Origin of the sequence: Sphingomonas sp. CFBP 8760 (genome assembly GCF_014841615.1) — a bacterium.
GTDB lineage: Bacteria > Pseudomonadota > Alphaproteobacteria > Sphingomonadales > Sphingomonadaceae > Sphingomonas.
The window spans coordinates 240706-266121 of the sequence record NZ_JACYUG010000004.1; the positions used below are offsets into that span (position 1 = coordinate 240706).

At 69.2% G+C, this 25416-nt stretch carries 19 protein-coding genes, 1 tRNA gene and 3 pseudogenes; 13 read left to right on the top strand and 10 right to left on the bottom strand.

The features are described from left to right. Nucleotides 1-120: 120 nt before the first annotated feature. Nucleotides 121-1938, bottom strand: a complete 1818-nt coding sequence (glmS, locus tag IFT82_RS07520; RefSeq protein WP_192125695.1) for a glutamine--fructose-6-phosphate transaminase (isomerizing) — start codon at nt 1936-1938, stop codon at nt 121-123. A gap of 269 nt (nt 1939-2207) precedes the next feature. On the opposite strand from glmS, the gene infA reads away from it, so the two are divergent. The 10 genes and pseudogenes from infA to IFT82_RS07570 all read left to right on the top strand — a co-directional run bounded on the left by infA (nt 2208) and on the right by IFT82_RS07570 (nt 8596). Continuing rightward, nucleotides 2208-2426 (top strand): translation initiation factor IF-1, encoded by a 219-nt coding sequence (gene infA, locus IFT82_RS07525; protein ID WP_007403889.1) that lies wholly within the window; start codon nt 2208-2210, stop codon nt 2424-2426. A 28-nt stretch (nt 2427-2454) separates the two neighbouring features. Then, the gene (locus tag IFT82_RS07530; protein ID WP_192125696.1) at nt 2455-3036 is read left to right on the top strand and encodes a Maf family nucleotide pyrophosphatase; all 582 of its coding nucleotides are present in this window, start codon (nt 2455-2457) and stop codon (nt 3034-3036) included. After that, entirely contained in the window at nt 3029-3976 is a 948-nt protein-coding gene (locus tag IFT82_RS07535; protein ID WP_192125697.1) for a ribonuclease, read from the top strand. The genes IFT82_RS07530 and IFT82_RS07535 overlap by 8 nt, the downstream gene beginning before the upstream one ends. After that, nucleotides 3976-4146 (top strand): DNA gyrase inhibitor YacG, encoded by a 171-nt coding sequence (locus IFT82_RS07540; protein ID WP_192125698.1) that lies wholly within the window; start codon nt 3976-3978, stop codon nt 4144-4146. Before IFT82_RS07535 ends, IFT82_RS07540 begins: the two co-directional genes overlap by 1 nt. Before the next feature lie 29 nt (nt 4147-4175). Beyond that, a tRNA-Phe gene (locus IFT82_RS07545) sits at nt 4176-4251 on the top strand. Between the two features lie 95 nt (nt 4252-4346). Continuing rightward, nucleotides 4347-4442: pseudogene (locus tag IFT82_RS21430) on the top strand (PEPxxWA-CTERM sorting domain-containing protein); the annotation flags it as partial. Between the two features lie 616 nt (nt 4443-5058). Beyond that, a pseudogene (locus tag IFT82_RS21435) lies at nt 5059-5172 on the top strand (PEPxxWA-CTERM sorting domain-containing protein); the annotation flags it as partial. A 350-nt stretch (nt 5173-5522) separates the two neighbouring features. Then, nucleotides 5523-6023 carry a YfiR/HmsC family protein gene (locus tag IFT82_RS07560; protein WP_207105750.1) on the top strand — a complete coding sequence of 167 codons (501 nt, stop codon included), beginning with the start codon at nt 5523-5525 and terminating at the stop codon, nt 6021-6023. Continuing rightward, nucleotides 6023-8062 carry a TonB-dependent receptor plug domain-containing protein gene (locus IFT82_RS07565; protein ID WP_192125701.1) on the top strand — a complete coding sequence of 680 codons (2040 nt, stop codon included), beginning with the start codon at nt 6023-6025 and terminating at the stop codon, nt 8060-8062. The genes IFT82_RS07560 and IFT82_RS07565 overlap by 1 nt, the downstream gene beginning before the upstream one ends. A 156-nt stretch (nt 8063-8218) precedes the next feature. Next, the gene (locus IFT82_RS07570; RefSeq protein ID WP_192125702.1) at nt 8219-8596 is read left to right on the top strand and encodes a hypothetical protein; all 378 of its coding nucleotides are present in this window, start codon (nt 8219-8221) and stop codon (nt 8594-8596) included. On the opposite strand, the gene IFT82_RS21165 is transcribed toward IFT82_RS07570, so the two are convergent. The 4 genes and pseudogenes from IFT82_RS21165 to IFT82_RS07585 all read right to left on the bottom strand — a co-directional run bounded on the left by IFT82_RS21165 (nt 8578) and on the right by IFT82_RS07585 (nt 13096). Beyond that, nucleotides 8578-8706 carry a hypothetical protein gene (locus IFT82_RS21165; RefSeq protein ID WP_274602221.1) on the bottom strand — a complete coding sequence of 43 codons (129 nt, stop codon included), beginning with the start codon at nt 8704-8706 and terminating at the stop codon, nt 8578-8580. The genes IFT82_RS07570 and IFT82_RS21165 overlap by 19 nt on opposite strands. Before the next feature lie 166 nt (nt 8707-8872). After that, a pseudogene (locus IFT82_RS20795) lies at nt 8873-9295 on the bottom strand (PEPxxWA-CTERM sorting domain-containing protein); the annotation flags it as partial. A 599-nt stretch (nt 9296-9894) separates the two neighbouring features. Beyond that, nucleotides 9895-11562 (bottom strand): MFS transporter, encoded by a 1668-nt coding sequence (locus tag IFT82_RS07580; RefSeq protein ID WP_192125703.1) that lies wholly within the window; start codon nt 11560-11562, stop codon nt 9895-9897. Between the two features lie 22 nt (nt 11563-11584). Further along, nucleotides 11585-13096 carry a DcaP family trimeric outer membrane transporter gene (locus IFT82_RS07585; RefSeq protein ID WP_244646582.1) on the bottom strand — a complete coding sequence of 504 codons (1512 nt, stop codon included), beginning with the start codon at nt 13094-13096 and terminating at the stop codon, nt 11585-11587. A 150-nt stretch (nt 13097-13246) separates the two neighbouring features. Here IFT82_RS07585 and acs point away from each other — a divergent pair, with 150 nt between their 5' ends. Continuing rightward, the gene (gene acs, locus IFT82_RS07590) at nt 13247-15172 is read left to right on the top strand and encodes an acetate--CoA ligase (protein WP_192125704.1); all 1926 of its coding nucleotides are present in this window, start codon (nt 13247-13249) and stop codon (nt 15170-15172) included. A gap of 50 nt (nt 15173-15222) precedes the next feature. Next, nucleotides 15223-15801 carry a response regulator transcription factor gene (locus IFT82_RS07595; RefSeq protein ID WP_244646583.1) on the top strand — a complete coding sequence of 193 codons (579 nt, stop codon included), beginning with the start codon at nt 15223-15225 and terminating at the stop codon, nt 15799-15801. Here the strand turns inward: IFT82_RS07595 and IFT82_RS07600 are convergent. The 3 genes from IFT82_RS07600 to IFT82_RS07610 form a co-directional block, all read right to left on the bottom strand. After that, complete coding sequence (locus IFT82_RS07600; RefSeq protein WP_244646584.1) at nt 15791-19066, bottom strand: PAS-domain containing protein; 3276 nt, start codon at nt 19064-19066, stop codon at nt 15791-15793. The genes IFT82_RS07595 and IFT82_RS07600 overlap by 11 nt on opposite strands. Before the next feature lie 125 nt (nt 19067-19191). Continuing rightward, complete coding sequence (locus tag IFT82_RS07605; RefSeq protein WP_342355071.1) at nt 19192-20745, bottom strand: DUF389 domain-containing protein; 1554 nt, start codon at nt 20743-20745, stop codon at nt 19192-19194. After that, complete coding sequence (locus tag IFT82_RS07610; RefSeq protein WP_192125705.1) at nt 20664-22004, bottom strand: chloride channel protein; 1341 nt, start codon at nt 22002-22004, stop codon at nt 20664-20666. The genes IFT82_RS07605 and IFT82_RS07610 overlap by 82 nt, the downstream gene beginning before the upstream one ends. Before the next feature lie 306 nt (nt 22005-22310). On the opposite strand from IFT82_RS07610, the gene recF reads away from it, so the two are divergent. Then, the gene (gene recF, locus IFT82_RS07615; RefSeq protein WP_192125706.1) at nt 22311-23366 is read left to right on the top strand and encodes a DNA replication/repair protein RecF; all 1056 of its coding nucleotides are present in this window, start codon (nt 22311-22313) and stop codon (nt 23364-23366) included. Nucleotides 23367-23397: 31 nt separating this feature from the next. On the opposite strand, the gene IFT82_RS07620 is transcribed toward recF, so the two are convergent. Both IFT82_RS07620 and IFT82_RS07625 read right to left on the bottom strand, forming a co-directional pair. Further along, nucleotides 23398-24297 carry a hypothetical protein gene (locus IFT82_RS07620; protein ID WP_192125707.1) on the bottom strand — a complete coding sequence of 300 codons (900 nt, stop codon included), beginning with the start codon at nt 24295-24297 and terminating at the stop codon, nt 23398-23400. A gap of 20 nt (nt 24298-24317) precedes the next feature. Further along, nucleotides 24318-25379 (bottom strand): SDR family oxidoreductase, encoded by a 1062-nt coding sequence (locus IFT82_RS07625; RefSeq protein WP_192125708.1) that lies wholly within the window; start codon nt 25377-25379, stop codon nt 24318-24320. Between the last annotated feature and the right edge of the window lie 37 nt (nt 25380-25416).

Sequence of the window (25416 nt, forward strand, 5' to 3'; positions counted from 1 at the left end):
TCATCGCCCGATCGACCGTCCCTAGCATCCGTCGCCTGTGCATTCCCACCCCGCCCGACGCTCCTTCGGCGGAAGCAGCGTCGGGCGGGGATTACCGGAAGGCGGCGCTGTAGGACAGCATCAGCGGACGGTGACGGCCTTGGCCAGCGCGCGGGGGCGGTCGATGTTGCGGCCCAGCTTCACCGCGCCGTGATAGGCGAAGAGCTGGCCGGCGACCATCTGGATCACCGGGTCCATGAACTTCGAGACGCTGGGCAGCTGGATATACGCCTCCAGCAGCCCTTCCGCGAAGGTCGAGGGCAGGTCGTGGCCGAAGCCGATGATGTTGCCGCCGCGCGCCGCGATCTCGTGCAGGCTGGAGACGACGTGCGCGAAGGATTCGGGATCGGTCTGCGCATTCGGGATGAAGGCGACGGTGAAGAACTTCTCATCGATCAGCGAGATGGTGCCGTGCTTCAGGAAGCCCGCCGGCATCGCCTCGGCATGGATGTACGACACTTCCTTGAACTTCAGCGCCGATTCGGCGGCGACCGGCCAGTGGAGACCGCGCCCGAGGAAGAACCAGTGCTCGATCCAGCGATAGCGTTCGGCGACGTCGCGGATCGTATCGGACATGCCCTGCACCAGCCCGTCGAGCTGGGTGGCGAGCGTGGCGAGATCGGTGAGGTCGGCGGCGTCGCCGTCAGGGCCGGCGGCCAGTTCGGCGGCGAGGCGCCAGGCGATCGCGGTCTGGCTGACGACCGACTTGGTCGACAGCACGCATACCTCGCGCCCGGCCTGTTGCAGGATCGGGAACTCCGCCATCCGCTGCGCGGTGGAGCCGGCGACGTTGTTGACCGCGACCAGCGCGGCGCCGTCCGCCTGCGCATATTCCATCACCCGCAGCGTGTCGTACGTTTCGCCGGACTGCGAGATGGTAATCAGCGTGGCGTCGGCATCGAGCCGGGTGAGGTTCATGAACTCGTCGGCGGAATGGCAGATCGCGCGGCGGCCGGCGATCTGGTGGAAGAAATACTGGCCGAGCATGCAGACATAGTGCGAGCTGCCCGCACCGCACAGCGCGATATCCCCCTTGGCCAGCCGCGCGACGGCGGGCGCGAACGCGCTGCGCGGCATACCCGCCACCATCCGCACCGATGCCGCGGTCTCGTTGATCTCCTTGATCATGTAATGCGGCCAGCGGCCGAGCTCGGATGCCTCCGCGACGGTGGTCAGCGCGATCTTCCCGACCTCGCGCACCGGGAAGTCGGGGGTGGCGAACGAGGCGATGCGGACCGCATCCTCGGTGACGAAGGCGATCTCGTCCTCTTCGAGATAGGCGATCCAGCCGTCCTGCCCGGCGACCGCGATCGGATCGGAACAGACATAGCCGGCGCCGCCGGCGATGCCGACCGCGATCGGGCTCATCCGGCGGGCCGCCACGAGCAGCCCGGGCTGGTCGGTGCAGGTGATCGCCAGCCCGAATTCGCCCGACAGCGCGGCGAGCGTCGCGTGCAGCGCGGTGTCCAGATCGGCGGTGTCGGCATAATGACGCGCGAGGAGGTGGGCGATCACCTCCGTATCGGTTTCCGACGCGAAGACGACGCCGGTGGCGGTCAGATCGCGCCGCAACTCCAGATAATTGTCGATGACGCCGTTGTGGACCACCGCGAACTTGCCGTCGAACGAGCGGTGCGGATGCGCGTTGGGCACCGATACCTTGCCATGCGTCGCCCAGCGGGTGTGCGCGATCGCGGCATGGGCGGTCGGCAGGCCGCCGGCGATCAGGGCGGGCGCCTGTTCCGACAGCGGGCCGACGCCGCGCACGATCTCCAGCCCGGAAGCGACGACGAACGCGAAGCCATAGGAATCATAGCCGCGATATTCGAGCTGTTCGAGCGCGCGGACGGTGCGCTCCGCGATGGAATGGTCGGCGACGAAGGCGACGATACCGCACATGCGGGCAAACTCCGGGATAGGAACAGTCAGATGCCGTGCCATGGCAGCGCGCTGGCCCGGATACAACGGGTGCGTTCTTCCGGCAGTGCCGATGGTTCCCCTGCCGGAAAATATTTGGCAACCATCATGACCCGGTGGCGGTGGCCCGTGCGATACGCCCTTTTGCGGGGCCGCGGCGACCCCATATCATCACGGGCATCGTCCTGTCTTTCCTTTCGGGCGCCGATCGGGTAGGGCGACGCGCCTTTACGCTTGCCTGAGGATTTTGTTTGGCCAAGGAAGAACTGCTCGAGATGCGCGGCCGCGTGGTGGAATTGCTCCCCAACGCGATGTTCCGTGTACAGCTCGAAAACGATCACGAGATTCTGGGCCACACGGCCGGCAAGATGCGCAAGAACCGCATCCGTGTGCTGGTGGGCGACGAGGTGCTGGTCGAACTCACCCCGTACGACCTGACCAAGGGGCGGATCACCTATCGCTTCAAGTGACGGCGTGGTGCCGGCCGGACCCGCGCCGGTGACGCTCGTTCTCGCATCGTCCTCGCCGCGCCGGCGCGATCTGCTGGCGCGGATCGGCGTCGTGCCCGCGCGTATCGCCGCCCCCGCGATCGACGAGAGTCCGCGCGTGGGCGAGGTGCCGCGGGCCTATGCGCTGCGGCTGGCGACCGAAAAGGCGCAGGCCGTGGCGCGGGCGCCGGGCGAGATCGTGCTGGCGGGCGATACCACGATCGCGGTCGGCCGCCGCATCCTGCCCCCCGCCGATACCGAGGCGGTGCAGCGCCGCCTGCTGGCCCTGCTGTCGGGCCGCCGCCACCATGCGCTGTCGGCGCTGTGCGTGATCGACGGGGCGGGCACGGTCCGCACGAGGATCGCGGACACGATCGTCGCGTTCAAGCCGCTGACGCCTGCGGAGATCGACGCCTATGTCGCGTGCGGCGAAGGGCTGGGCAAGGCGGGCGGCTATGCGATCCAGGGCCGGGCGGAGGCGTTCGTGCGCTTTCTGTCGGGCAGTCATTCCGGCGTGATCGGCCTGCCGCTGTTCGAGGCGCGGGCGATGCTGCTGACCGCGGGCTATCCGGTCGACGCGCCGCTTGGCTGAGTGGCTGTACGAGGCGGGGATCGGCGAGGCGCGCGCCGCGCTGGTCGAGGACGGCCGGATCGTCGTCGCGGCGATCGAGCCGGACGATGCCGGACCGCTGGTCGGCGGCGTCCACCGCGCCCGGCTGGTCGAGCTGCTGCCGGTGCGGCGGGGGCGGGTGGTGCTGGAGGATGGCGGCGAGGCGCTGCTGGGCGCGTTGCCGGCGGGGATCACCCAAGGCGCGGCGCTGACCGTCGCGATCACGCGCGAGGCGATGGCCGAAGGGCGGCGGCTGAAGCCCGCCAAGGCGATGCCGAGCGACCTGCCGCCCGCGCCCGGTCCCGATCTGCGGGCGCGAATCGCCGCCAGCGGCCATCCCGTCCGCCGGTTGCAGGCGCATGAGGCGGACGATCTGGAGGCGGCGGGCTGGTCCGAATTGCTGGACGAGGCGATGCACGGCGATATCGATTTTGCCGGCGGCACGCTGCGGATGACGCCGACCCCGGCGATGACGCTGTTCGACGTCGATGGTGCGCCACCGGCCGCCAGCCTGGCGCTGGCGGCGGCGCCGGTGGTGGCGGCGGCGATTCGCCGGCATGGCATCGGCGGATCGATCGGGATCGATTTCCCGACCGTGGCGGGCAAGGCGGAGCGGCTGGCGGTGGCCACCGCGATCGACGCCGCGCTGCCGATGCCGTTCGAGCGGACGGCGATGAACGGGTTCGGTTTCCTCCAGATCGTCTGTCCGCGCCCGCGCGCGTCGCTGCCCGAACGGTGGCGCGCCGACCCGGCGGCATCGGCGGCGCGGGCGCTGCTCCGGCAGATCGAGCGGGCGCCGCCGCGATCCGACCGGCGCCACCGGGTGACGCCCGCGGTGCATGCGGCCCTGACGGCGCGGCCGCCCTGGCTGGCGGAACTGGCGCGGCGCACCGGCGTCGTCCACGAATGGGAGAGTGCGTGATGGCCGAGCCGACCTGTCCGATCTGCGGCGATCCCGCCGTGCCCGCGTACAAACCCTTCTGTTCGGCGCGGCACCGCGACCGCGATCTGCTGCAATGGCTGGGCGAGGGATATCGTATCCCCGGCCCGCCGGTGCCGGAGGGGCTGGACAACCCCGAACAGCCCGACTAGGGACGCGCTTCCGATCGCGACAGCGGTCTGCCCGGATAGCTCAGTTGGTAGAGCATGCGACTGAAAATCGCAGTGTCGGCGGTTCGAATCCGTCTCCGGGCACCATTTCCTCCATAGAAACAGTGATTCAGCTGCCGGTGCTCGAAGGGTGTCACCTTGCGGGGTGATTTTCGTGCGATTGGTTCGCCATGGCAGGTCGCGAAATGCCGACATGGGCGATGATGCTGGTCGGCTTCGGCATGGTGGGTGCAACCGCTCGTTACCGTCGGCGTCCTGTCAGGGCCACTTACGCCTGATCCTTTCCCTTTTGGAAGTGAGTGGGGTGCTGATCGCCCGTCAGCGGCCCTTTTCGATGCCCTGCGGCCAGATAATGGCGCCGCCAGTCATGAGACTGGCGGCTTCGCTACAATGACGATCGCCCCAATTCGGGATATGTTAACCAATTCAGATGATTGCGGCATCGTTCGTCCTGCAGCAATAAGGCCGCAACGGAGCAATCGGGCTTCAAAGGGGTGGATGATGAAGAAAATCACATTGGTCGCGGTGCTGCTGGGCTCCGCTGTTGTTGCCGTTCCTGCGACGGCAGCACCGCTACTGTACAATTTCACCGCAACTGCGGCCAACCAGCCGAACTTCACCTTTAACATCGACAGCACCCCGGCATCTTTTAACACTGGTCCTTTTTCTTTCATGGTCAATGTGCAGAATTACACTGTAAATGGCGCGCCAGCATCTGCCACTCCCGGTTTCACATTTTATACCCCCGCTGATGGCGGTGGATTTAACTCGCCGACCGCCTCATATTTCGGTCAGCAGTTGTTCTCCGGCACGTTGGTCGCTCCAACGTTGTTGACAGGTAACTTCACGCTGTTTTCCAACAATTCGCTGTCCACCGCATTGGGTACCCTCAGCGTCACCAGCGCCGTTCCCGAGCCCGCCACATGGGCGATGATGCTGGTCGGCTTCGGCATGATCGGTGCGACCGCTCGGTACCGTCGTCGTGCTACGAAAATCGCCTACGCCTGATTCCTCCCATGACATGGGCGTAAGGGAGGGGTCGCCAACCGGGAGGTTGGCGGCCCTTTTTCATGTCACGGATCAACCGGGTCTCGATGGTCCCTGTCCGTTCGTTCGATAGCGCGGAGGGAAGGATCATGGGCTTGGCACGGTAGAGCGGAAGCGTACTGGCGCCGCGTGGTCGCCCCTCGTGGCGGGGTGATCGCCGGCGTCTTCCCGCGCACCGGGCGTTCGCGATCCCCTGGGAACGGTAAATGGCCCGGGCGACCGAGGCGCCGCCGCGTTAACTGATTGGATAGTCGTGCGCCCTATGCCCCCTTCGGTATCGAGAAGGGGTTATTTCTTTGCATTTAAGTAGGTTGGCGTGTGCGCTGGCAGTGTCGGGGTGGGCGACGCCGACCTCGGCGGGTCTTAACGTGCCCATCGCGGCGCGGGTCGTGTCGTTTACCTTGCCGGCCCGTGCCGGTGCCGTCCCGGCGGCGATCCTGTTCGCGCCGGGTAACGAGGCATCGGAGGCCGAAGCGGACGCGATCGAGCGGTCCACGGGATCGGGGATCAGCGCGGGGCGCGGCACGATCAGGACGCGGCGGGTGCCGATCGGGTCGATGGGCACGCTGACCGGCTATCAGGTCGCCTTCGTGACCACCGGTCTGCGCGGGGAACAGGACAACATCTCCGCCGTGGCCGCGCGATCGTCGGTGCTCACCATCTCGTCGGACCCCGCCTGCGTGCAGGCGGGCCATTGCGTGGTCGGGATCGCCACCAGCCCCAAGGTGCAGATCACCGTCAGCCGTGCCGCCGCGCGGGCGGCCAATATCCGCTTCGGATCGGCATTCCTGATGCTGGTCAAGGAAATCTGATGTCCGTTTCCCTTCGCATCGGCACCCTTCGCCTGGTTGCCCTCGTCGGCGCCGCCGTCACCTCCCCCGCCGCGCTCGCGCAATCGATCGATTACCAGGCGTTGCAGGACGCGATCGGCGAACCGGTGACGACCAGCGTCACCGGCAAGCCGCAACGCGCATCCGAACTGCCCGCCTCGACGATCATCATCACGCAGGCGGAGATCGCCCGTTCCCCGGCGCGCGACGTGCCGGGGCTGCTGAAGACCTATGCCGGGATCGACGTGAACCGCTGGACGGCGGGACACAGCGACGTCGCGGTGCGCGGCGGGGTGCAGACCTACAACGCCCGGCTGCTCGTGCTGCTCGACGGCCAGCAGGTCTATCTCGACCATTACGGCATGACCGACTGGAACCTGCTCGGCGTGCAGCTCGACGAAATCCAGCAGATCGAACTGGTGCGGGGGCCGGCCAACGCGCTGTTCGGGTTCAACGCCGCGACCGGCGTCGTCAACATCATCACCCGGCGTGCCGGGGGGACACCGTCCGCGACGGCGATGGCGGAAGGGGGCAATCACGGCACCGGCAAGCTGGCGGGATCGGTGATGCTGCCCGTCACGTCGGCGATCGCGATCAAGTTGGCGGGCGGCCATGCCCGCGAAAACGAACGCCGCATCCCCGCGTCGCTGTTGCGACCCGACATGATCGGCGATGTCGTCAGCGATCAGGTGTCGGGCGACGTCACCGGCACGGTCGGCGGGCTGGATCTGGCGGTAGGGGGCGGCCATGCCACCAACCGCCAGATGGAATATCTGCCGAGCCAGTTGCTGTCCAACCAGCGTTACCGCAGCGACAACGTCCATGCCACGGCGGCGCGCGACACGAACTGGGGCGGCGTGAGGCTGAACGGCTACGTCAACTGGCTGGATGCGCGATACGGCGTCGGCACGGCGGTCGACACCAGTGTCCCGATCAGGATGAGGAACCGGATCATCGTCACCCAGGCGTCCACGCTCGTCCGTCTGGGCACGACCGACACGCTGCGGCTGGGTGGCGAATACCGCAACAGCCGGCTGCGCTCGATCGACCAGTTCGCCCGGCAGATCTCGTATGACGTGGCATCGGCGAACGCGATGCTCGACGTGCATCCGGACGATCGTATCTCGCTGACCGCGGCGGGACGGCTGGATCGCCTGTGGCTGCATCAGGACGGCATGATCGCCCAGCCCGCCTATAACGATCCCCGCGATTTCGACCGGGCGTTCACCCGCGTCACCTTCAATGTCGCGATGCTGGTCCGTACCGGCGATCAGGGGCTGCTGCGGATCAATGGCGGGCGCGGCTATCAATTGCCGTCGCTGGCCAATCTGGGCACGCGCCTGGCCATCATCACGCCGTCGCCGGTGCCGGTCTTCGTCGCCGGATCGCCCCGGATCGATCCGGCCGGCGTGTGGAGCGGCGAGATCGGTTATGTCCACGCGCTGGGCACGACGAAGCTGGAAGTGACGGCGTTCGCGACGCGGACCAACGATGCGATCGCTTCGCCCGGCGACGGGTTGCAGACCGAACTGTTCCTCACGCCGCTGCCCTCGCTGGTGGCGCGGTTCAGGACGGTCGGCGATTTCACCACCTATGGCACCGAGGTGTCCGCATCGGGCACGATCGGCGGCCTGTCGTGGCGCGGCAACTACACCTGGACCCATACGGACGAGCGACTGACCGGCACCGCTCTGCCGATCCCCTATGCGCTGTCACCCGAATCGACCACGCCGGCCCACAAGGCCAACGTCACGCTGGGTTATACGGCCGGGCGGCTGTCGCTGTCCGGCGTGGCGCGATATACCGCCGCCACCCGTCAGTTCGCCTTCTCCGGCACCCCGCAATTGTTGCTCTACCCGGTCGACGATGCGGTCGCGGTCGATGCCAGGGCCGGCTTTCGGCTCACCCCCGGGCTTGAGCTGTTCGCGGCGGGCGAGAACCTGACGCTGGCCGACGGCGCGGCGGTATCGCCCGTCCCGGCCGACCGGCGGGTGCGGGCCGGCGTGCGGTTCACGATGTGAGGGGCGCGACGGGGCCGGCGGGCGCCCGATCCGCCGGCCCCGTCGTTCCCCGTTGGTTCCAGCGTTGCAAGGTGTGAAAGCAACCCCTACGCGACATGCAACCGCCTTGAATCGAGGGCGGAATCACTAGTCCGATGCATCGGTCAGGGGAATGATATGACCAAGACGCTGGACCCGCCGCATGGCCCCGCGCGCACGCTGGCGGCGACGACGACGGCAAAACTGGCCCGTCGCATGTTATGCGCATCGCGGGTGGCGGCGGACTGCCTGCCGTCCGGCTTCTATGGCTCGCCGGGCCTCGACATCCTGCTGGCGCTTCATGTCGCCGAAGAGGATGCCCAGTATCTGTCGGCCGGTGATCTGACACCGCCCGGAAGCCTCGCACCGTCCGTCACGGAGCGCTGGATCGGCGCCCTCGAACATCATGGCCTGATCGATCGCCGGGGTGAGTTGCTGGCCCTGAGCGTTCGGGGCCACGCGGTCGTCAGCAACCTGCTGGAAAGACTGTACGCCGTTCAGCGATCGCTGGATTGATCCGGTCCATCTTCGCGGAGCACGGCGAGGGCGGTTTCGATATGGGCGGCGACGATGTTGTCATCGCATTTGTCGGCTTCGAGGATCGCATCCAGCAACAGGGCGCGCAATCGCGCATGGTCGCATCCGGATTGTGTCGACGTCATGCTCACCAACTTCCTGGATGATCTCTGATCGGGTTCGCCACATCGGCGACGCAAACCCGATCGCCCCGCAACGAAAAGGGCGCCGATCTTCCGACCGGCGCCCCTCGATACGATCGTAGCCGAGGCTAGATCAGGCGTACACGACCTTCGTGCTGCGACGACGATAGCGGGCAGCGCCGGCCACCATGCCGAAGCCGAGGAGCATCATGCCCCAGGTAGCGGGCTCGGGCACCGCGGTGACGGTGAAGTTGGCGACTTCGAACGCGTCCGTCATGGGCGCGTTGCTGAACGACAGGCTGGTGATCGTCTCGCCGGCCGATGCCGCGAACTGCACGTACTGCGAGAACGACTGGTTGCCGTCACGAACCGCGAAGCCCAGGCTGGCGACGTCGAACGCGTAGGTCGCGACGCTGGTGGTCAGCGACAGGCGATTGTAGACGTCCGGCGAACCCCACAGGAAGCTGACATACGTCGTCGGGTTCGTGAAGTTCAGCACGGCGGGCTGGCCGGCCTGCACGCCGGCGGCGAGAAACGCGTTGCCGGCGATGTCACCCTCGGGAATGTCGGCGAAGGGCAGATCCGCCGTGTAGACCGCGCCGCCCGAAAGCGTCGCAATGGCACCGTCGTCGAGACCGGCCGAGGTCAGGGTACGGAACGGACCGGTGCCGCCGCCCAGGCTGCCGACCAGCGCTGCATTGGCGGTCGAGGGCACGGCAAATACCGCTGCGGCAAGCAGCATCGTCTTGAAGGAAGTCATGGATACACCCGGTTACGCGCATCCCAGCGGTGATTCGCGAGACGCAGGGGCGTCACTAGAGATAGCTTGTTCGGATGTAACCAAATTTTAACACTTAATTTGCGGGTACTGGGCGACTGTTCCGATATGGGACAGGTAAAATGACGTATTTGGGTGAGTGAACCGCGTCTGTCCGGTCGAGGGATCATATCCCTTATTCTCGTCCTGCGAACAGGGCAGAATCACTGCAAGACCGGCGCAATGTCATGGGTGATCGTTGGCGGGGATGCACGTCACCCGCCGCTTTTCGACAGGATGAATGCCGCGAGAAAGCCGATCACGGCGATCAGCCCGTCGGAGGAGGGCGATGAACGGGGAATGCCGACGCATGGCGCGTCGGCATTCCCCGTGCGTGGTCAGGCGTTGATGTCGCGCTTGAAGGTCTCGGGCAGGAACAGCAGCCCCAGCACCAGCGTCACCACCGCCAGCACCACCGGATACCAGAGCCCGTAATAGATATCCCCCGTCGCCGCGACCATCGCGAAGGCGGTGGTCGGCAGGAAGCCGCCGAACCAGCCATTGCCGATATGATAGGGCAGGGACATTGAGGTGTAGCGGATGTTGGTGGGAAACAGCTCCACCAGCAGCGCCGCGATCGGACCGTAGACCGCCGTCACCAGCAGCACCATGAAGAACAGGATCGCGATGACCAGCGGCGTGTTCATGCCCGCCGGATCATATTTGGCGGCATAGCCAGCCGCGGCGATCGCGCCCTTCAGTTCGCCCTGATAGGCGGTGATCGCGGCCGCGCGCGCCGCGCCGGTCACCTGCGTCGGATCGGGCGCGGTGAAGGTCTGCTGCCCGATGCGGACCTGCGCGACGGTGCCGGCCGGCGCCTCGATATTGGTGTAGTTGACGCCGTTCTTGGCGAGGAACGACTTGGCGATATCGCAGCTCTTGCTGTCGAACTTGTTGCGGCCGATCGGATCGAACTGCACCGAACAGTCGGCGTCGTGGCTGACGACGGTGATCGGCGAGGCCGCCTGTGCCGCCGCCAGCGCCGGGTTGGCCGCCTGGGTCAGCGCGCCGAACAGCGGGAAGTAAGTGAGCGCCGCCAGCGCGCAGCCGGCCATGATGATCGGCTTGCGCCCGATCTTGTCCGACAGCCAGCCGAAGATCACGAAAAACGGCGTGCCCAGCGCCAGCGCCACCGCCATCAGCACGTTGGTGGTCGCGCCATCGACCTTCAGCATCTTTTCGAGGAAGAACAGCGCGTAGAACTGGCCGGTGTACCACACCACCGCCTGCCCCATCGCGGCGCCGAACAGGGCGATCAGCACGATCTTGAGGTTGCCCCAGCGGGCGAACGCCTCCGTCAGCGGGGCCTTGGAGGTCTTGCCCTCGTCCTTCATCCGCTGGAACGCGGGGCTTTCGGCGAGCTGGAGGCGAATCCACAGCGATACGCCGAGCAGCAGGATCGAGATGATGAACGGCAGGCGCCAGCCCCATGAGGCGAACGCCTCCTCGCCCAGCAGATAGCGCAGCCCGATCACCACGAGCAGCGCCGCGAACAGCCCGAGCGTCGCGGTGGTCTGGATGAAGCTGGTATAAAGCCCGCGGCGATGCTGCGGCGCATGTTCGGCGACATAGGTCGCGGCGCCGCCATATTCCCCGCCCAGCGCCAGCCCCTGGAGCAGCCGCAACAGGACCAGCAGCAGCGGCGCGGCGACCCCGATGGAGGTGTAGGAGGGCAGCAGGCCGACCGAGAAGGTCGACAGGCCCATGATCCCCATCGTGACGAGGAACGTGTTCTTGCGTCCGACCAGATCGCCGATCCGCCCGAACACCAGCGCGCCGAACGGCCGGACCGCGAACCCCGCCGCGAACGCGCCAAGCGCCAGGATGAACCCGGTCGTCTCGTTCACGCCCGAGAAGAACTGCGCCGAGATGTAGGTGGCAAGCAGCCCGTACAGGTAGAAATCATACCATTCGAACACCGTGCCCAGCGACGAGGCGATGATGACCTTCTTGTCGCTTTGGAAGGTAGCGCCCGGATCGGTCGCCCCGTCATATGTCGTCGCCATCGCGCCGCTCTCCCTGATTGTTCTAGAAGCCAAATTTGAATGCGAATTCGAGGCGGTCGAGCGCCCCGGTGTCGCCCGACAGCAATTCGCGGACGGCGTGCCGATACTCGACCCCGATGTCGAAGCCCTTGCCCGGCGACCAGAACAGGTTGGCCGCCCCGCCATAGGACTTGGCGTTGGCCAGGCCGGTCACCGCAATGCCATCGGGATACTCGGCCGACTGGTAGCTGCCCATGAAGGTGGAGCGGATCGTATCGGTCCAGCCGATCTTCAACGCCGCGAACCCGGCGAAATTGTCGATCCGGGCCAGCCGCTGCACCGGCCCGCCGAAGATCGCGTCGGGGACGTATCCAAGCCCCAGATAACGGCCGATCCCCTGACCATAGGTCGCCATGAAGCGCAGGTCGTTGCGTCGTCCGATCGGGATCTTGCCCGATCCCGACAGCCCCCAGCCGAACGTCGAGTGGCCGACGCCCAGAGTGTCGGTGCGGATTTCGCGCGCGACGCCGGCCAGCGCGAATTCGCCCAGCGACGCCTTCCAGTTGATCCGCGCGACCATGTCGGGCAGCCGGTCGTCGTCGGTATCGACCAGCGCGGGGTTGGTCGGCAGCGCGGTCTGCGTGTTGGCGTTTTCGGCGGCGACCTGCAGCGACAGGCCGGGGCGCAGCGGGATCGTGTAGCGGATCAGCGCCTGCCGGTTGAACACGGTGCCGTCGAGCGGCCCGACGAAGTCGGTCGTCTCGGGCAGCACGCCGAGATTCTGGAAGGTCGACCACTCCTGCCCGACGAGCAGGTTGCCATATTCGATGAAGCCACGCCGGAAGGTGGGGACATAGGGGTTGGTCGCCCGCTGCGCGCCGACCGGCGCGGTCGCCAGCGCGAAGTCGAATTCGACCAGCGTCTTGGCCTCGATACCGTTGACCGGCGTCGCGGTGCTGAACACCAGCCGCGTCTGGCGCGCGGAGAACAGCAGGTCCTGGCTGGAGAAGCCGCCGCCGACGGGAATCTGCTGCGGCAGGAAGAACTCCTTGCCCAGACCGCCGACCGCGACCTCGCCGTCGCTGTACCGGCTGCCGATCACGTTGAGGCGGACGAAGCCGCCCAGCTTCACCGTCGTGTTGCCCATCCGGAACCCGTCGTTCGACGCCGTCGCCGTGCCGGTGGCGGCGCTGTTGGCGGTCGGACGGCCGGCGATGCCGCTGTTCGCCACCTGCGGATTGGCCGCTTCGCGCGTCGGGCCGGATGCGACCGCGACGGGTGCCGGTTGCGTCGGGGTGGAGGGGGCCCGTGCGGAGGGGGTCTGTGCTGCCTGTACCGGCGGCGGTGGCGAAGGGGCGGTCGCCGCCGTGGCGCGTCGTTCGGCCAGTTCGGCACGGAGATCGACCACCGCCTGTTCGAGCATCTTCAGCCGCGCCTCCAGCGCCGCCTCGCGCGGGGTGGCGTTCTGGGCATGGGCGGGCGCCGGCATGAGCGCCAGCGCGGCAACGCCCGACAACGCCCATGGTCGTGGCATACGATATGCGAGCCCGCTCATCCGCCTCTCCTGCCCTGACGGGTCGTGCCCGTGTTTTCTTGGAGGCATCATCGCCCAAGGACCGCTGCTGCGGAACCGCGATAAACGTCGTATACCGCTCGCCGCCGCCAGCCCCTAGAACGCGCCACAACAGTAGATCAGGAGAGAGTGATGTCCGTCGCGATCCACCGGCCCGACGACCAGAGCGATGATGCGCCCGCCAATGCCCTGGACCGCGCCCACACCGCGGCGGCGGCCGACCCGGACGGCTACTGGCGCGAGCATGGGCGCTGCGTGGACTGGATCGTGCCCTACCGCGAGGTGAAGGACACATCGTTCGACGCCGCTGATTTCCGCATCCGCTGGTTCGCGGACGGGCAATTGAATGTTTCGGCGAACTGCCTGGACCGGCATCTGGCCACGCGCGGCGATCAGATCGCGATCGTCTGGGAAGGCGACGAGCCGGGCGAGACGCTGCGCGTCACCTATCGCGACCTGCACGAACGGGTCTGCCGCTTCGCCAACGTGCTGAAGGCGCAAGGGGTGGTGAAGGGCGACCGCGTGACGCTGTACCTGCCGATGATCGTCGAGGCGGCGGTGGCGATGCTGGCGTGCGCCCGGATCGGCGCGGTCCATTCGGTCGTGTTCGGCGGTTTCTCGCCCGACAGCCTGGCCGGCCGCATCCGCGACTGCGGCTCGCGGATCGTCATCACCGCGGACGAGGGTTGCCGTGGCGGCAAGCGCATTCCGCTGAAGGCCAATGTCGATACCGCGCTCGCGAACTGCCCCGATGTCGCCCGCGTCCTGGTCGTGCGGCGCACGGGCGGGAAGGTGGCGATGACGGCGGGCCGCGACCTCTGGTACGACGAGGCGGTGACGCAGGCCGCGCCCGACTGCGCGCCCGAGCCGATGAACGCGGAGGACCCGCTGTTCATCCTCTACACGTCCGGCTCGACCGGCAGCCCCAAGGGCGTGCTGCACACGACCGGCGGCTATCTGGTCTGGGCGACCAAGACGTTCCGCGACGTGTTCGACTATCGCGACGGCGAGGTATTCTGGTGCACGGCGGATGTGGGCTGGGTGACCGGCCACAGCTATGTCGTCTACGGCCCGCTGGCCAGCGGCGCGACGACGGTGATGTTCGACGGCGTGCCGAACTATCCCGACCATGGCCGTTTCTGGGAGACGATCGACCGGCTCGGCGTCAATATCTTCTACACCGCCCCCACCGCGATCCGCGCGCTGATGCGCGAGGGCGACGACTGGGTGAAGCGGTCGTCGCGCGCCTCGCTCCGGCTGCTCGGCAGCGTCGGCGAACCGATCAATCCGGAGGCATGGCGCTGGTATCACGACGTCGCGGGCAATGGCCGCTGCCCGATCGTCGACACCTGGTGGCAGACCGAGACGGGCGGGATCATGATCGCGCCTTCCCCCCATGCGACCGACGCCAAGCCGGGCAGCGCCACCAAGCCCCTGCCCGGCGTGCAGCCGCAACTGGTGGATGCCGAGGGGCAGGTGCTGGAGGGCGCGACCGAAGGCAATCTGGTCCTCGCCGATAGCTGGCCGGGGCAGATGCGCACCGTGTGGGGCGATCACGAACGGTTCGTGCAGACCTATTTCACGACCTATCCCGGCAAGTATTTCACCGGCGACGGCGCGCGGCGCGATGCGGACGGCGACTATTGGATCACCGGCCGGGTCGACGACGTCATCAACGTCAGCGGCCATCGCATGGGCACCGCCGAGGTGGAGAGCGCGCTGGTCGCCCATGCCAAGGTATCCGAGGCCGCGGTCGTCGGGATGCCGCACGACGTGAAGGGGCAGGGCATCTACGCCTATGTGACGCTGAATGCGGACACCGCGCCGTCCGATGAGCTGCGCGACGAGCTGCGCCGATGGGTCAGGAAGGAGATCGGCCCGATCGCCGTGCCCGACGCGCTGCAATTCGCGCCGGGCCTGCCCAAGACCAGGAGCGGCAAGATCATGCGCCGCATCCTGCGCAAGATCGCGGAGGGCGACACGTCGAGCCTGGGCGATACCTCCACGCTGGCCGACCCGTCGGTGGTCGATGCGCTGATCCGGGATCGCGTCGGCTGACCGGCACGATCCTGATTGCGGACGACCATCCGCTGTTCCGCCAGGCATTGATGCTGGCGGTCGCCACGGTGCGCCCCACGGCGCGCATCGTGGAGGCGGGCACGCTGGCGCGCGCCGCGACACTGGCGGCGGAAACGGACGACCTGCTGCTGATGCTGCTCGACCTGAAGATGCCGGGGGCGACCGGCTATTCCGGGGTGGCGCTCCTCCATGCCGAGCGGCCGGCGGTGCCGATCCTCGTGGTGTCGAGCGCCGATCCCGCACGGGCGCTGCCCGAGGTGCGGCGGTTCGGCGCGGTCGGTTTCCTGGGCAAGGACGCCGATCTGGCCGCGATCGAGCGCGCGGTGGCGGCGGCGCTGGACGGCGAGGCGGTGGCGGCGGACGAAGGCGGGCCGCACGACGCGATCAGCGACGCGGCGGCGCGCGTCGCGTCGCTGACGCCGACCCAGCTCAAGGTGCTGCTGGGGGTGCTCGACGGGCGGTACAACAAGGAGATCGCCCACGACCTGGGCATCAGCGAGGCGACGGTGCGCGCGCACATGACCGCGGTGCTGCGCAAGCTGGACGTCACCAATCGCACCCAGGCCGCGCTGGCCGCCCGCGCGCTGGGGCTTGGCACTACCGACTGAGGGCGTTCGCCAGCCAGGCATCGAACGCCGACGGATCGAGCGGCTTGGCCAGCAGCGCCAGCCCCCGCGCGGCGACGCGCTGCGCCAGCGCCGGATCGGGATCGGCGGTCACCAGCGCCGCCGGGACGGCGGGCAGCGCAGCGATCAGCGCGAGACCGTCGAGCGGGCCGCCCAGATGGAAATCGACCAGCGCCGCGTCATAATTCGCCGCCACCGCCATCGCGGCCGATGCGTCGCGGACGGGGATCGCCCGGTGGCCACGGGCGGCCAGCATCGCCGCCATCGCATCGCCCACCCGCCTGTCGTCGTCCACGACGAGGATCGTCGCGGGGCGGGCGATGCCTGGCGGCGTCGGCACGCCGATCGGGGCCGGCACCGCCGTGGTCCGGGGCAAGGCCACCGCGAACCGGCTGCCGCGCCCCACCACGCTGGTGAGGGTGAGCGGCACGTCGAGCAGTCGCGCGGTCCGCTCGACGATCGCCAGCCCCAGCCCGACGCCGACATCGTCGCTGTTTTCCAGCCGTTCGAACTCGCCGAAGATGCGCTGCCGGTCGGCGGGCGGGATGCCCGGGCCGCTGTCCCAGACCTCGATCACGATATGCGCTGCCCGTCGACGCAGGCCGATGACGACGCCGCCGCGCATCGTGTAGCGGACCGCGTTGGACATCAGGTTCTGCACGATCGACCTGACCATCGCGGGATCGCTGGCCACCACCGCGTCCCCCGGGGCGAGGCGGAGCGTCAGCCCCTTGGCCGCCGCCTGCGGCGCGAAGCCGTCGATCAGTTCGCGCAACAGCGGGCGCAGCGCGAGCGGCCGCACCACCGGCTCGATCCCGCCCGCGTCGAGCCGGGAAATGTCGAGCAGCGCGCGCAGCAGGCGTTCGGCGGCGACGATCGACTGGTCGACCTTCCCGGCCAGGGGATGGCCGCCCAGCTCCCGGTCGAGCGCGGCCGTGAACAGCCGCGCGGCGTGGAGCGGCTGGATCAGATCATGGCTCGCCGCCGCCAGAAAGCGCGTCTTGTCAGCGGTCGCGCGGGCGAGGTCGATGTTGACCGCGGTCAACTCGGCGGTGCGCAGGGCGACGCGGGCCTCCAGATCGGCGCGCGCGCTTTCCAGCACGCGGCGCGCCTGTGCCTCCGCCGTCACGTCGGAAAAGCACATGACGTAGCCGCCACCGGGCATCGGCCCGCCCACCGTCTTCAGCACGCGCCCGTCGGCGTGGGTCCGCTCGAAACTGTGCCGCCGGCCGCGGCGGATGTTGGCGAGGCGCCGTTCGACATGACTGTCGACCTCCCCGGGGCCGCATTCGCCGCGCAGCGCGTTGAAGGCGATCGCATCGGCGACGGGCGCACCGACGCGGATCATGCCCGGCGGGAATCCGAACATCTCCAGATAGCGGGTGTTCCAGGCGACCAGCGCCAGATCGCGATCGACGACGCTGACCGCGGGATCGATATTTTCCAGCGTCGCGGCGAGCAGCCCTTGCGAGAATTGCAGGCTCTGCCCGCTCTCGTCGAGCATCCGGGCCACGTCGGTGGCGTTCAGCGACGCGCCCGACAGTGCCGAGGCCATCAGCGATCGCGCGGAGGGCGCGCCGACGACGCTGGCCACCAGCCGTTCCGCGCTGCGCGCCTGCGCCCGGCCGACCGACGCGCCCGCATCGCCGGCCAGCGCATCGGCCGCCTTGTCCGGGCCGACGAACCGCGCGACGAACTCGACCAGTTCGCCCAGCGTCTTCAGCTGGCCCGCACCGGCACGGTCCGCGCACGCGATCGTCAGGCGGGGACGTCGTGCGCCGCGCGCCGCGACCAGCGCGTGGACGAACAGGTTGGCCGCCAGACTCCACGCCGCGCCCGCCACCGGCGCGCTCAACCCGGTGGCGTCGGTCAGCCCGCGCCACGGCGCGGCGGCGCCCAGCGCGGGCGCGAGGACGAAGATCGCCCACATCGCGAAGCCCGTCACCAGCCCCGCCTTCGCCGCCGGGGCGTCGCGGCGATCCGCCGCCACCGCCATCACCAGCGCGGGGGCGAACTGCGCCATCGCGCCGAACGCGACCAGCCCGATCCCCGCCAGCGTCACGCCGTCCGCCATCGCCGCCGCATAGCCCAGCGCGATCGCCATCAGCGCTGCGATCACCGTCCGCCGCACGCGCAGCAGCACGGCCCCGACATCCGCCTCGCTGGCGATCGCCAGACGACGGACCAGCAGCGGCCCGACGAGATCGTTCGACACCATCGTCGACAGCGCGATGGTTTCCACCACCACCATCCCCGTCGCCGCGGAGAAACCGCCGACGAACACCAGCAGCGCCAGTGCCCGCTCGCCCGCCTGGAGCGGCAGTGTGATGACCAGCATGTCGGCGATGCCGCCCGGCGCCGCCGCCACGCCGGCCAGCGTGATCGGCACCACCAGCAGGCTGAACAACCCCAGATAGGCGACGAACGGCCAGCGCGCCCGCCGGATATCGGCCGCGTCGTGCGCCTGGATCACCGCGACGTGGAACTGGCGCGGCAGGCAGATCGCGGCGGCGCCCGCCAGCAGCGTCGTGACCACCACGTCCATCCCCAGTCGATCCGGCGCGAACAGCCCCGCCAGCCGGTCGACCGCGACCGCCCGTGTCGCCGCCGGCACCGACGCGACCGCGAACACCGCGAACGACCCGATCGCCAGAAAGGCGATGAACCTGACGGCGGATTCGACCGCGACCGCGAACAGCACGCCGGGATTCTGCCCCGCCGCCTCGTACCGCCGGGTGCCGAACAGCATCGCGAACGCCGCCAGCACCACCGCGGTTGCCGCCATCGGCAGCAACGGCGAGGCGCGGCCCGACAGCAGCGCATAGGTGGTGCCGACCGACCGCAGCTGAAGCGCGAGGTACGGCACCGTTCCCGCCAGTGCCAGCAACGTCACCAGCGCGGCGACACCCCGGCTGCGGCCGAACCGGGCACCGATGAAATCGGCGACCGAGGTCGCGCCGACATGCTTAGCGACGATGATCAGCCGTTCCAGCCAGCCGATACCCAGCGCGTACAGCAGGATCGGCCCGGCATAGATCGGCAGGTAGGACCAGCCACCGACACTGGCGCTGCCGACCGCGCCGTAGAAGGTCCAGCTGGTGCAGTAGACGGTAAGCGACAGCGCATAGGCCGTGCCCCGCCAGCGCCGCCGAAACCGGCCCGCCACCGGACCGTCCATCCGGTAGGCGACGACGAACAGCAGCCCCGCATAGGTCAATGCCACCGCGAACAGGGCGATGCCGCTCAATGCGTGTGTCTCCGGCCTGACCGTGCCGATACGGGCACCTGCCCGATGCTAGGCGGCGGGTGCCACGGTGTCACCCGCCTTCTCGCGGGGCGGTCGACGATGATGGTATCGCCGGGCCGTGACGGTCATTCCGCCGCCGGTGGCATCCAGCGAAGCCGGAGGCGCCCGCCCGCCCGGCCCGGCGCGGCAAGGCCACCGCGCGCGACGATCCCCGCCGCGACGGCGGTCCGCTGGCGCAGGGTGGCGCCGTCGACCAGCAGGGTGCGGGCGAGGCGGGCGGAAACCCAGCCGGCCTCGCCGAGCGCGGCATCGTCGATCACCCCCGATCTGATCGCGACGACGGGCAGGGCGACGTCGTCCGGTGGTGCGACGATCGCCTGCCAGCCGGCGGCCGCGGCATCCGCGCGCCGTTCCAGATCGCGATAGCCGGCGACCGTCAGGCCGGGCAGCGGCGCGGCGGTGGCGCGGATCGTGCGGGCGGGTTCGTCGGCCCGCACCGTGGCGGGCGCGGCCCCGACGATCATCGCGACGTCCGCCACTGCGCGGTCGCGCGCGCGCGCCGCCGTCGCCGCCGACAGCGCCTCGCCATGGCCGGCGCGGGCGATCTGTGCCGCCTCCACCGCGCCGTTCTCCGGCGAGATGCGGACCTGATCGATATGGACGTCGACCGCGCGGGCCAGTCGCCGCCGCAGATCGGCGGCCAGCTTGCGATCCGCATCGGGTTCGATCCGCGGCGTCAGCATCACCGCCCTGACCCGCACCGGATCGATGCCGTGATCGATCTCCACCTGACTGAGCCGGGCGCCGGGGGGGAAATCGTCACCCAGCGCATCCCTGACCTGACGCTGCGCCACCGCCTCGAAGGCGATGCGGCGCAGGCCGGCGCCGAGCGGGACCGACAACAGGCCGATCGCCACCGCGAACAGCACGAGCTGCCAGCCGGTATGGTGCGGCGACAGGTGACTGCCGAAGCCGTAGCAGCGCGCGACGAGCGCGGCGGTCAGCGCGATGGTGATCGCATTGGTCAGGAACAGCAGCAGCGCGCCGGAGAAGACGACCCAGTTCCACGTCGCGATCCCGAAGCCGACCACGACCAGCGGCGGCATCAGCGCGATCGCGATGGCGACGCCCACCACCGTGCCGCCCCGCCCGCGGATCAGCGCATAGCCGCCGGCGATCGCGGAGAGCAGTGCGACGAGCAGGTCGAACAGCGTCGGCTGCGTCCGCCCCGCGATCTCGCTGGTGATGGTCTGGACGGGGGAGAGCAGGATCAGCACGACCGACATCGTCACCGCGATGACCGATCCCAGCGCCAGCGCGGTCGCGGCACGACGGATCTCGTGGAAATCGAGCGTGGCGATGCCGAAACCCAGGCCGATGATCGGCATCATCAGCGGCGACAGCAGCATCGCGCCGATCAGCACCGCCACCGAGGGCATCAGCAGGCCGAGCAGCGAGATCGCGGCCGAGATCACGATGAGGAAGACGTAGCGGCCCGACCATCCCGCCTCGTCGGCGATCTGTCGCAGGATGCCGTCATGATCGACGCCCCTGGTCGCGGTGGCCAGCCAGCGGCGCGGCAGGAGCAGAAGCCGTTTCAGGGTCGGGGCGATGTCGGCGTCTCCGTCATGGCGAAGGTCCGCGACAGGCCATGGTACAGTTTCTCGCGGCAGACCCACTGGCTGGCGGCATCGGCGATGAAGGCGGTCGCGAACATCGGCAGCATCAGGCCGCGGCTGGCGGTCGTCTCGGACAGGATGATGACCGCGGTCAGCGGCGCGCGCACCACCCCGGCGAAATAGGCGACCATGCCGAGGATCACGACCGCGCTGGCCGGCTCGCCGGGGAAGGCGCCGCGCAACAGGTTGCCGACCCCCGCACCGACGGCGAGCGACGGCGCGAAGATGCCGCCCGGTAGCCCCGCGATCGCGGTCGCCGCGGTAGCGAGCAGCTTGGCCGGGCCGAACCATGCCGGCGCATCGACCCCGACGATCATCGCGCGCGCGGCCGAATAGCCGGTGCCCCAGGTAAGCCCGGTGCCGACGCCCAGACAGGCGACCACGATGCCGCACAGGCCGGCGAACCGGACGGGATGCGCGCGCGACCAGCGCGTCAGCCGGTTGCGACCCAGCGCCATCGTCAGCATGATCCGCGAGAACAGCCCGCCGGCCAGACCGCCCGCCACCCCGGCGACCGGGGCGACGATCAGGGCGGACAGAAGCGGCAGATGCGCGCCGATCGCGCCGAAATAGATGTAATCGCCCTGCACCGATTGCGCGACCATGCCCGCGATGACGATCGCGGCGAGGACCAGCAGCGTCACCCGCTGTTCATAGGCGGAGGCCAGTTCCTCGATCGCGAACAGCAGCCCGGCAAGCGGCGTGTTGAACGCCGCCGCGACCCCCGCCGCCCCCCCTGCGATCAGCACCCCGCCGCGCAGCGGCACGCGCACGATGCGATGGGTCAGCCCCATGACGGCGGCGGCCAGCTGTACCGTCGGCCCCTCGCGCCCCACCGAGGCCCCGGCGAGCACGGCGCCGATCGTCAACACCGCCTTGGCCGCGACCGTCCGGATCGAAATCAGCGTCCGGGTGGCGAGGTTGGGGTTCGCCTGCGCGGCGATCACCTGCGGAATACCCGACCCGCGCGCCAGCGGTGCATAGCGCCGCGTGATCCAGACCAGCCCCATGAAGGTGAGCGGCGTGGTGGCCAGCGGCAGCCAGTGCCAAGTCGCGGCGTAGCGGGCGAAGGTCGCCCCGGCCCAGTCCGACGCCTCCGCGAAGAGCGTGGCGACGATCCCGATCAGGATCGCCCCGATCAGGATCGCCGCCCGCGTCCGGAACTGCACCGATTGCGGGCCGCGCGCGCGCAGCAGGGCGCGGTACCGCGCCGGCGTCCAGCGTCTTGCCGGCAGGAAACGATCGATGATGCCAGCCATCGATCGACCCTAAGGCGGTCGGGCCGGCCCGTCACCCCCGCCGGATCGAATGAATGGAACGGGTTACGGGCGGATCGTCTTGCCATCATGCGTCTGGAACATGGTGGTGTCCCGGCAAGGCCCGGCGGATCGTTGCGACCGGCGCAGGGCCGGACACGCGGTTCGTTCGTTACCGATCGTGCCATGACCGGTGGCGGCCTTTCAACGAGGGGGAGCGGATGCCATGACGTCCGGGATGCGACGTCCAGATCATCCTCTTGCCCGGTCCGGGGCCCGGTCCGGGCGCGCCGGCGGGAACGTGGCCGGATGAGTGGTGCCCCGCTGTCCCGGCTGGTCCTGACCGATTTTCGCAATCATGCCACGCTGACGATCGCGCCCGGTGCCGGCTTCGTCGTGCTGACGGGCGAGAACGGCGCGGGCAAGACCAACGTGCTGGAGGCGGTGTCGCTGCTGGCACCCGGCCGTGGCCTGCGCCGCGCGATGCCGGGGGCGATGGCGCGGCAGGGCGGGGCGGGCGGGTTCGGCATCGCCGCGACGGTGGCGGACGATGTGGCGGTCGCGACGGGCACGCTGGCCAGCGCGCCCGACCGGCGGCTGGTGCGGGTGCAGGGGGCGGCGACGCCGGCGACGACGCTGCCCGAATGGCTGACGGTGCTGTGGCTGACGCCCGCCACCGACCGGCTGTTCGTCGAGCCGGCGGGGGAACGGCGGCGCTTCCTGGACCGGTTGACGCTGGCGCTGGCGCCGGGCCACGCGCTGCACGCGACCCGGTACGAGGCGGCGATGCGGGAACGCAACCGGCTGTTGGCGGGGGAGCGGCCGGCCGATCCCGACTGGCTGACCGCGCTGGAGGCGCGGATGGCCGAGCATGGCACGGCGCTGGACGCGGCGCGGCACGAGACGGTGACGTTGCTGGCGGAGCGGCTGGCGACGGTGCCGGCGGGGCCGTTCGCGCGGGCGGGGCTGGCCCTGATCGGCGAGGCGGTGGCGGCGGACGGATTCGCGCAGGCACTGGCGCTGGGGCGGCGACGCGATGCCGCGGCGGGACGGACGCTGACCGGGCCGCACCGCGCCGATCTGGCGGTGACGCATCTCGACAAGGGGCGGGCGGCGGCGCTCGCCTCCACCGGCGAGCAGAAGGCGCTGCTGCTGGGCATCGTGCTGGCCCATGCCGAACTGGTGGCGGAGCGGACGGGGCGGGCGCCGGTGCTGCTGCTCGACGAGGTCGCCGCGCATCTCGATCCGCAGCGGCGGGCGGCCTTGTTCACGCGGCTGGAAGGACGCGGCCAGACCTGGATGACGGGGACGGAGATCGCATTGTTCGAGGGGCTGGGGGATGAGGCGACGCGCATCGCGCTATAGGGATGCGCGTCGCCTCATCCCCGGCGGGTCCTTAGATTTCGCCGGTCAGCAGCAGGTGGCGGACATCGGCGCGGGTCTGGTTGACGGCGCCCAGCCGTTCGATCAGCTGCGCGGGCCGGCTTCCCCGCAGACCCGCCAGCGTCAGTTCCCCGTCACGGACATAGGTGTACATCCCGCTGACCGCGAAGGCGGTGGCATGGCCGATATGCCGTTGCTGTTCCGCCACCGTCGCCGTGAAGCGGTCGGAGGCGAAGAAGCGTCGCCGGGTCAGTGGCGTGGCGAAGCTGAGGTCCAGCACGGCGATGCGTTCACGCTCGGGCGGCACCCGGTGGGCGACATTGGGCGCGGGCGGGGCGGGATCGGCGTTGTCATAGGCATCAGGAAGGTGAAGCCGCACGCGCAGGAGCGCGGGATCGTCGGCCAAGATGGCGGCGAAGCGCGTCATGAACCCCGCGAACGCATCCGGATCGGTATCGCCGGGGCCAAAATGGACGTGCATCCGATCCAGCCCGTCGGGACCGTTGGGGCTGGGATCGGCGATCCGGTCGACCAGCGTCCGCGATCCGTGCGGCAGCGCATAGGCGACGGTGGCGGCGAACATGTTCTGTTCGTCGGCGAACAGGATCGACGATGCGGCGTCGAACACCTGCTGGTCCGCCGCGCTGGCGAACCCGATCTCGACCCCGCCGTCCAGCACGTAATCCGGAAAGGCGGCGATCCCGTCCTGCGCCGGCCAGAGATGCGCATCCTGCTCGCGATCGAGGTGGTACTGGACGTACCAGCCGAGCCCCGGCACCCGCGAGCACAGCGGACCATGCACGTCCCGCCAATAGGTCGCGAAGACATCGTGGGGGACCTGGGGGCGCCGCAGCACCGTCGTATAGGTATTGATCGCGATGCCGGCATCGCGGGCTGCATGGTCGATCGTCATGGCAGGCTCCGGATGCAGGGTCAGGGGATCAGCCGGGCGGCGCGCAACTGCCCGAACAGTGCATAAAAAGCATCGTCGGTCGGCTGATAGGCGGTGAAGCCGAGCCGGCGGCTCTTCGACATGTCGGTCACCACCTCGATCGGGCGGCCGAGATCGGCATCGGTGTGCCAGGGGGAGGCGAGCCGCGTCAGATCGGGTTCGGCCAGCTCCTCGCGTTCGGCGATCCGGCGCCACAAAGCGGCATCGTCCGCCATCTGATCCTCCAGCGGCCGTACGATGCCATCGAACGGCGCCGCCTCGATCCCGAACCAGTCGGCGATCCGGCTCCACATCCATTGCCAGCGGAAGACGTCGCCGTTGACGATGTTGAACGCCTGATCGTGCGCCGCCGCCGTCCCGGTCGCCCAGAGCAACTGACGGGCGAGCTGGCCGGCATCGGTCATGTCGGTCAGCCCGCTCCACTGCGCGGCCGAACCGGGGAAGGTGAAGGGCCGTCCCGTCTCGCGGCACAGCGTCGCATAGACGGCCAGCGTCGTGCCCATGTTCATCGCATTGCCGACCGCCAGCCCGATCACGGTGTGGGGGCGGTGGACGCTCCAGGTGAAGCCGTCGCGCGCGGCGGCGGCGAACACCTCGTCCTCCTGCGCGTAGTAGAAGTTCTCGACGTCGAGCCGGCCCTGTTCCTCGCGGAACGGCGTCTGCGGCAACGTGCCTTTGCCATAGGCCTCGAACGGCCCGAGATAATGCTTCAGCCCGGTGACGAGCGCGACATGGCGTGGCCGGGTCGGCTTCGGCAGGCCGTCCAGCAGGTTGCGCACCATGGCGGCGTTGACGCGGATATTCTCCGCCTCGCTGTCCTGCCGCGCCCAGGTGGTGATGAACACCGCATCGGGATCGATATCCGCCAGTGCGGTGGCGGTGCCGGCGGCATCCTGAAGGTCGGCGGCCACCGGGCGCACGCCCGCCTGTTCGCCGGGCCGGCGGGCAAGGCCGTGGACGGTCCAGCCCTGTTCCACCAGCAACGCCGTCGTCGCGCTGCCGACTATCCCGCTCGCGCCCACCACCAATGCCGTGCCGGCCATGTCGATTCCTTCGGTAAATGACTGTAGGGAAAGGAAG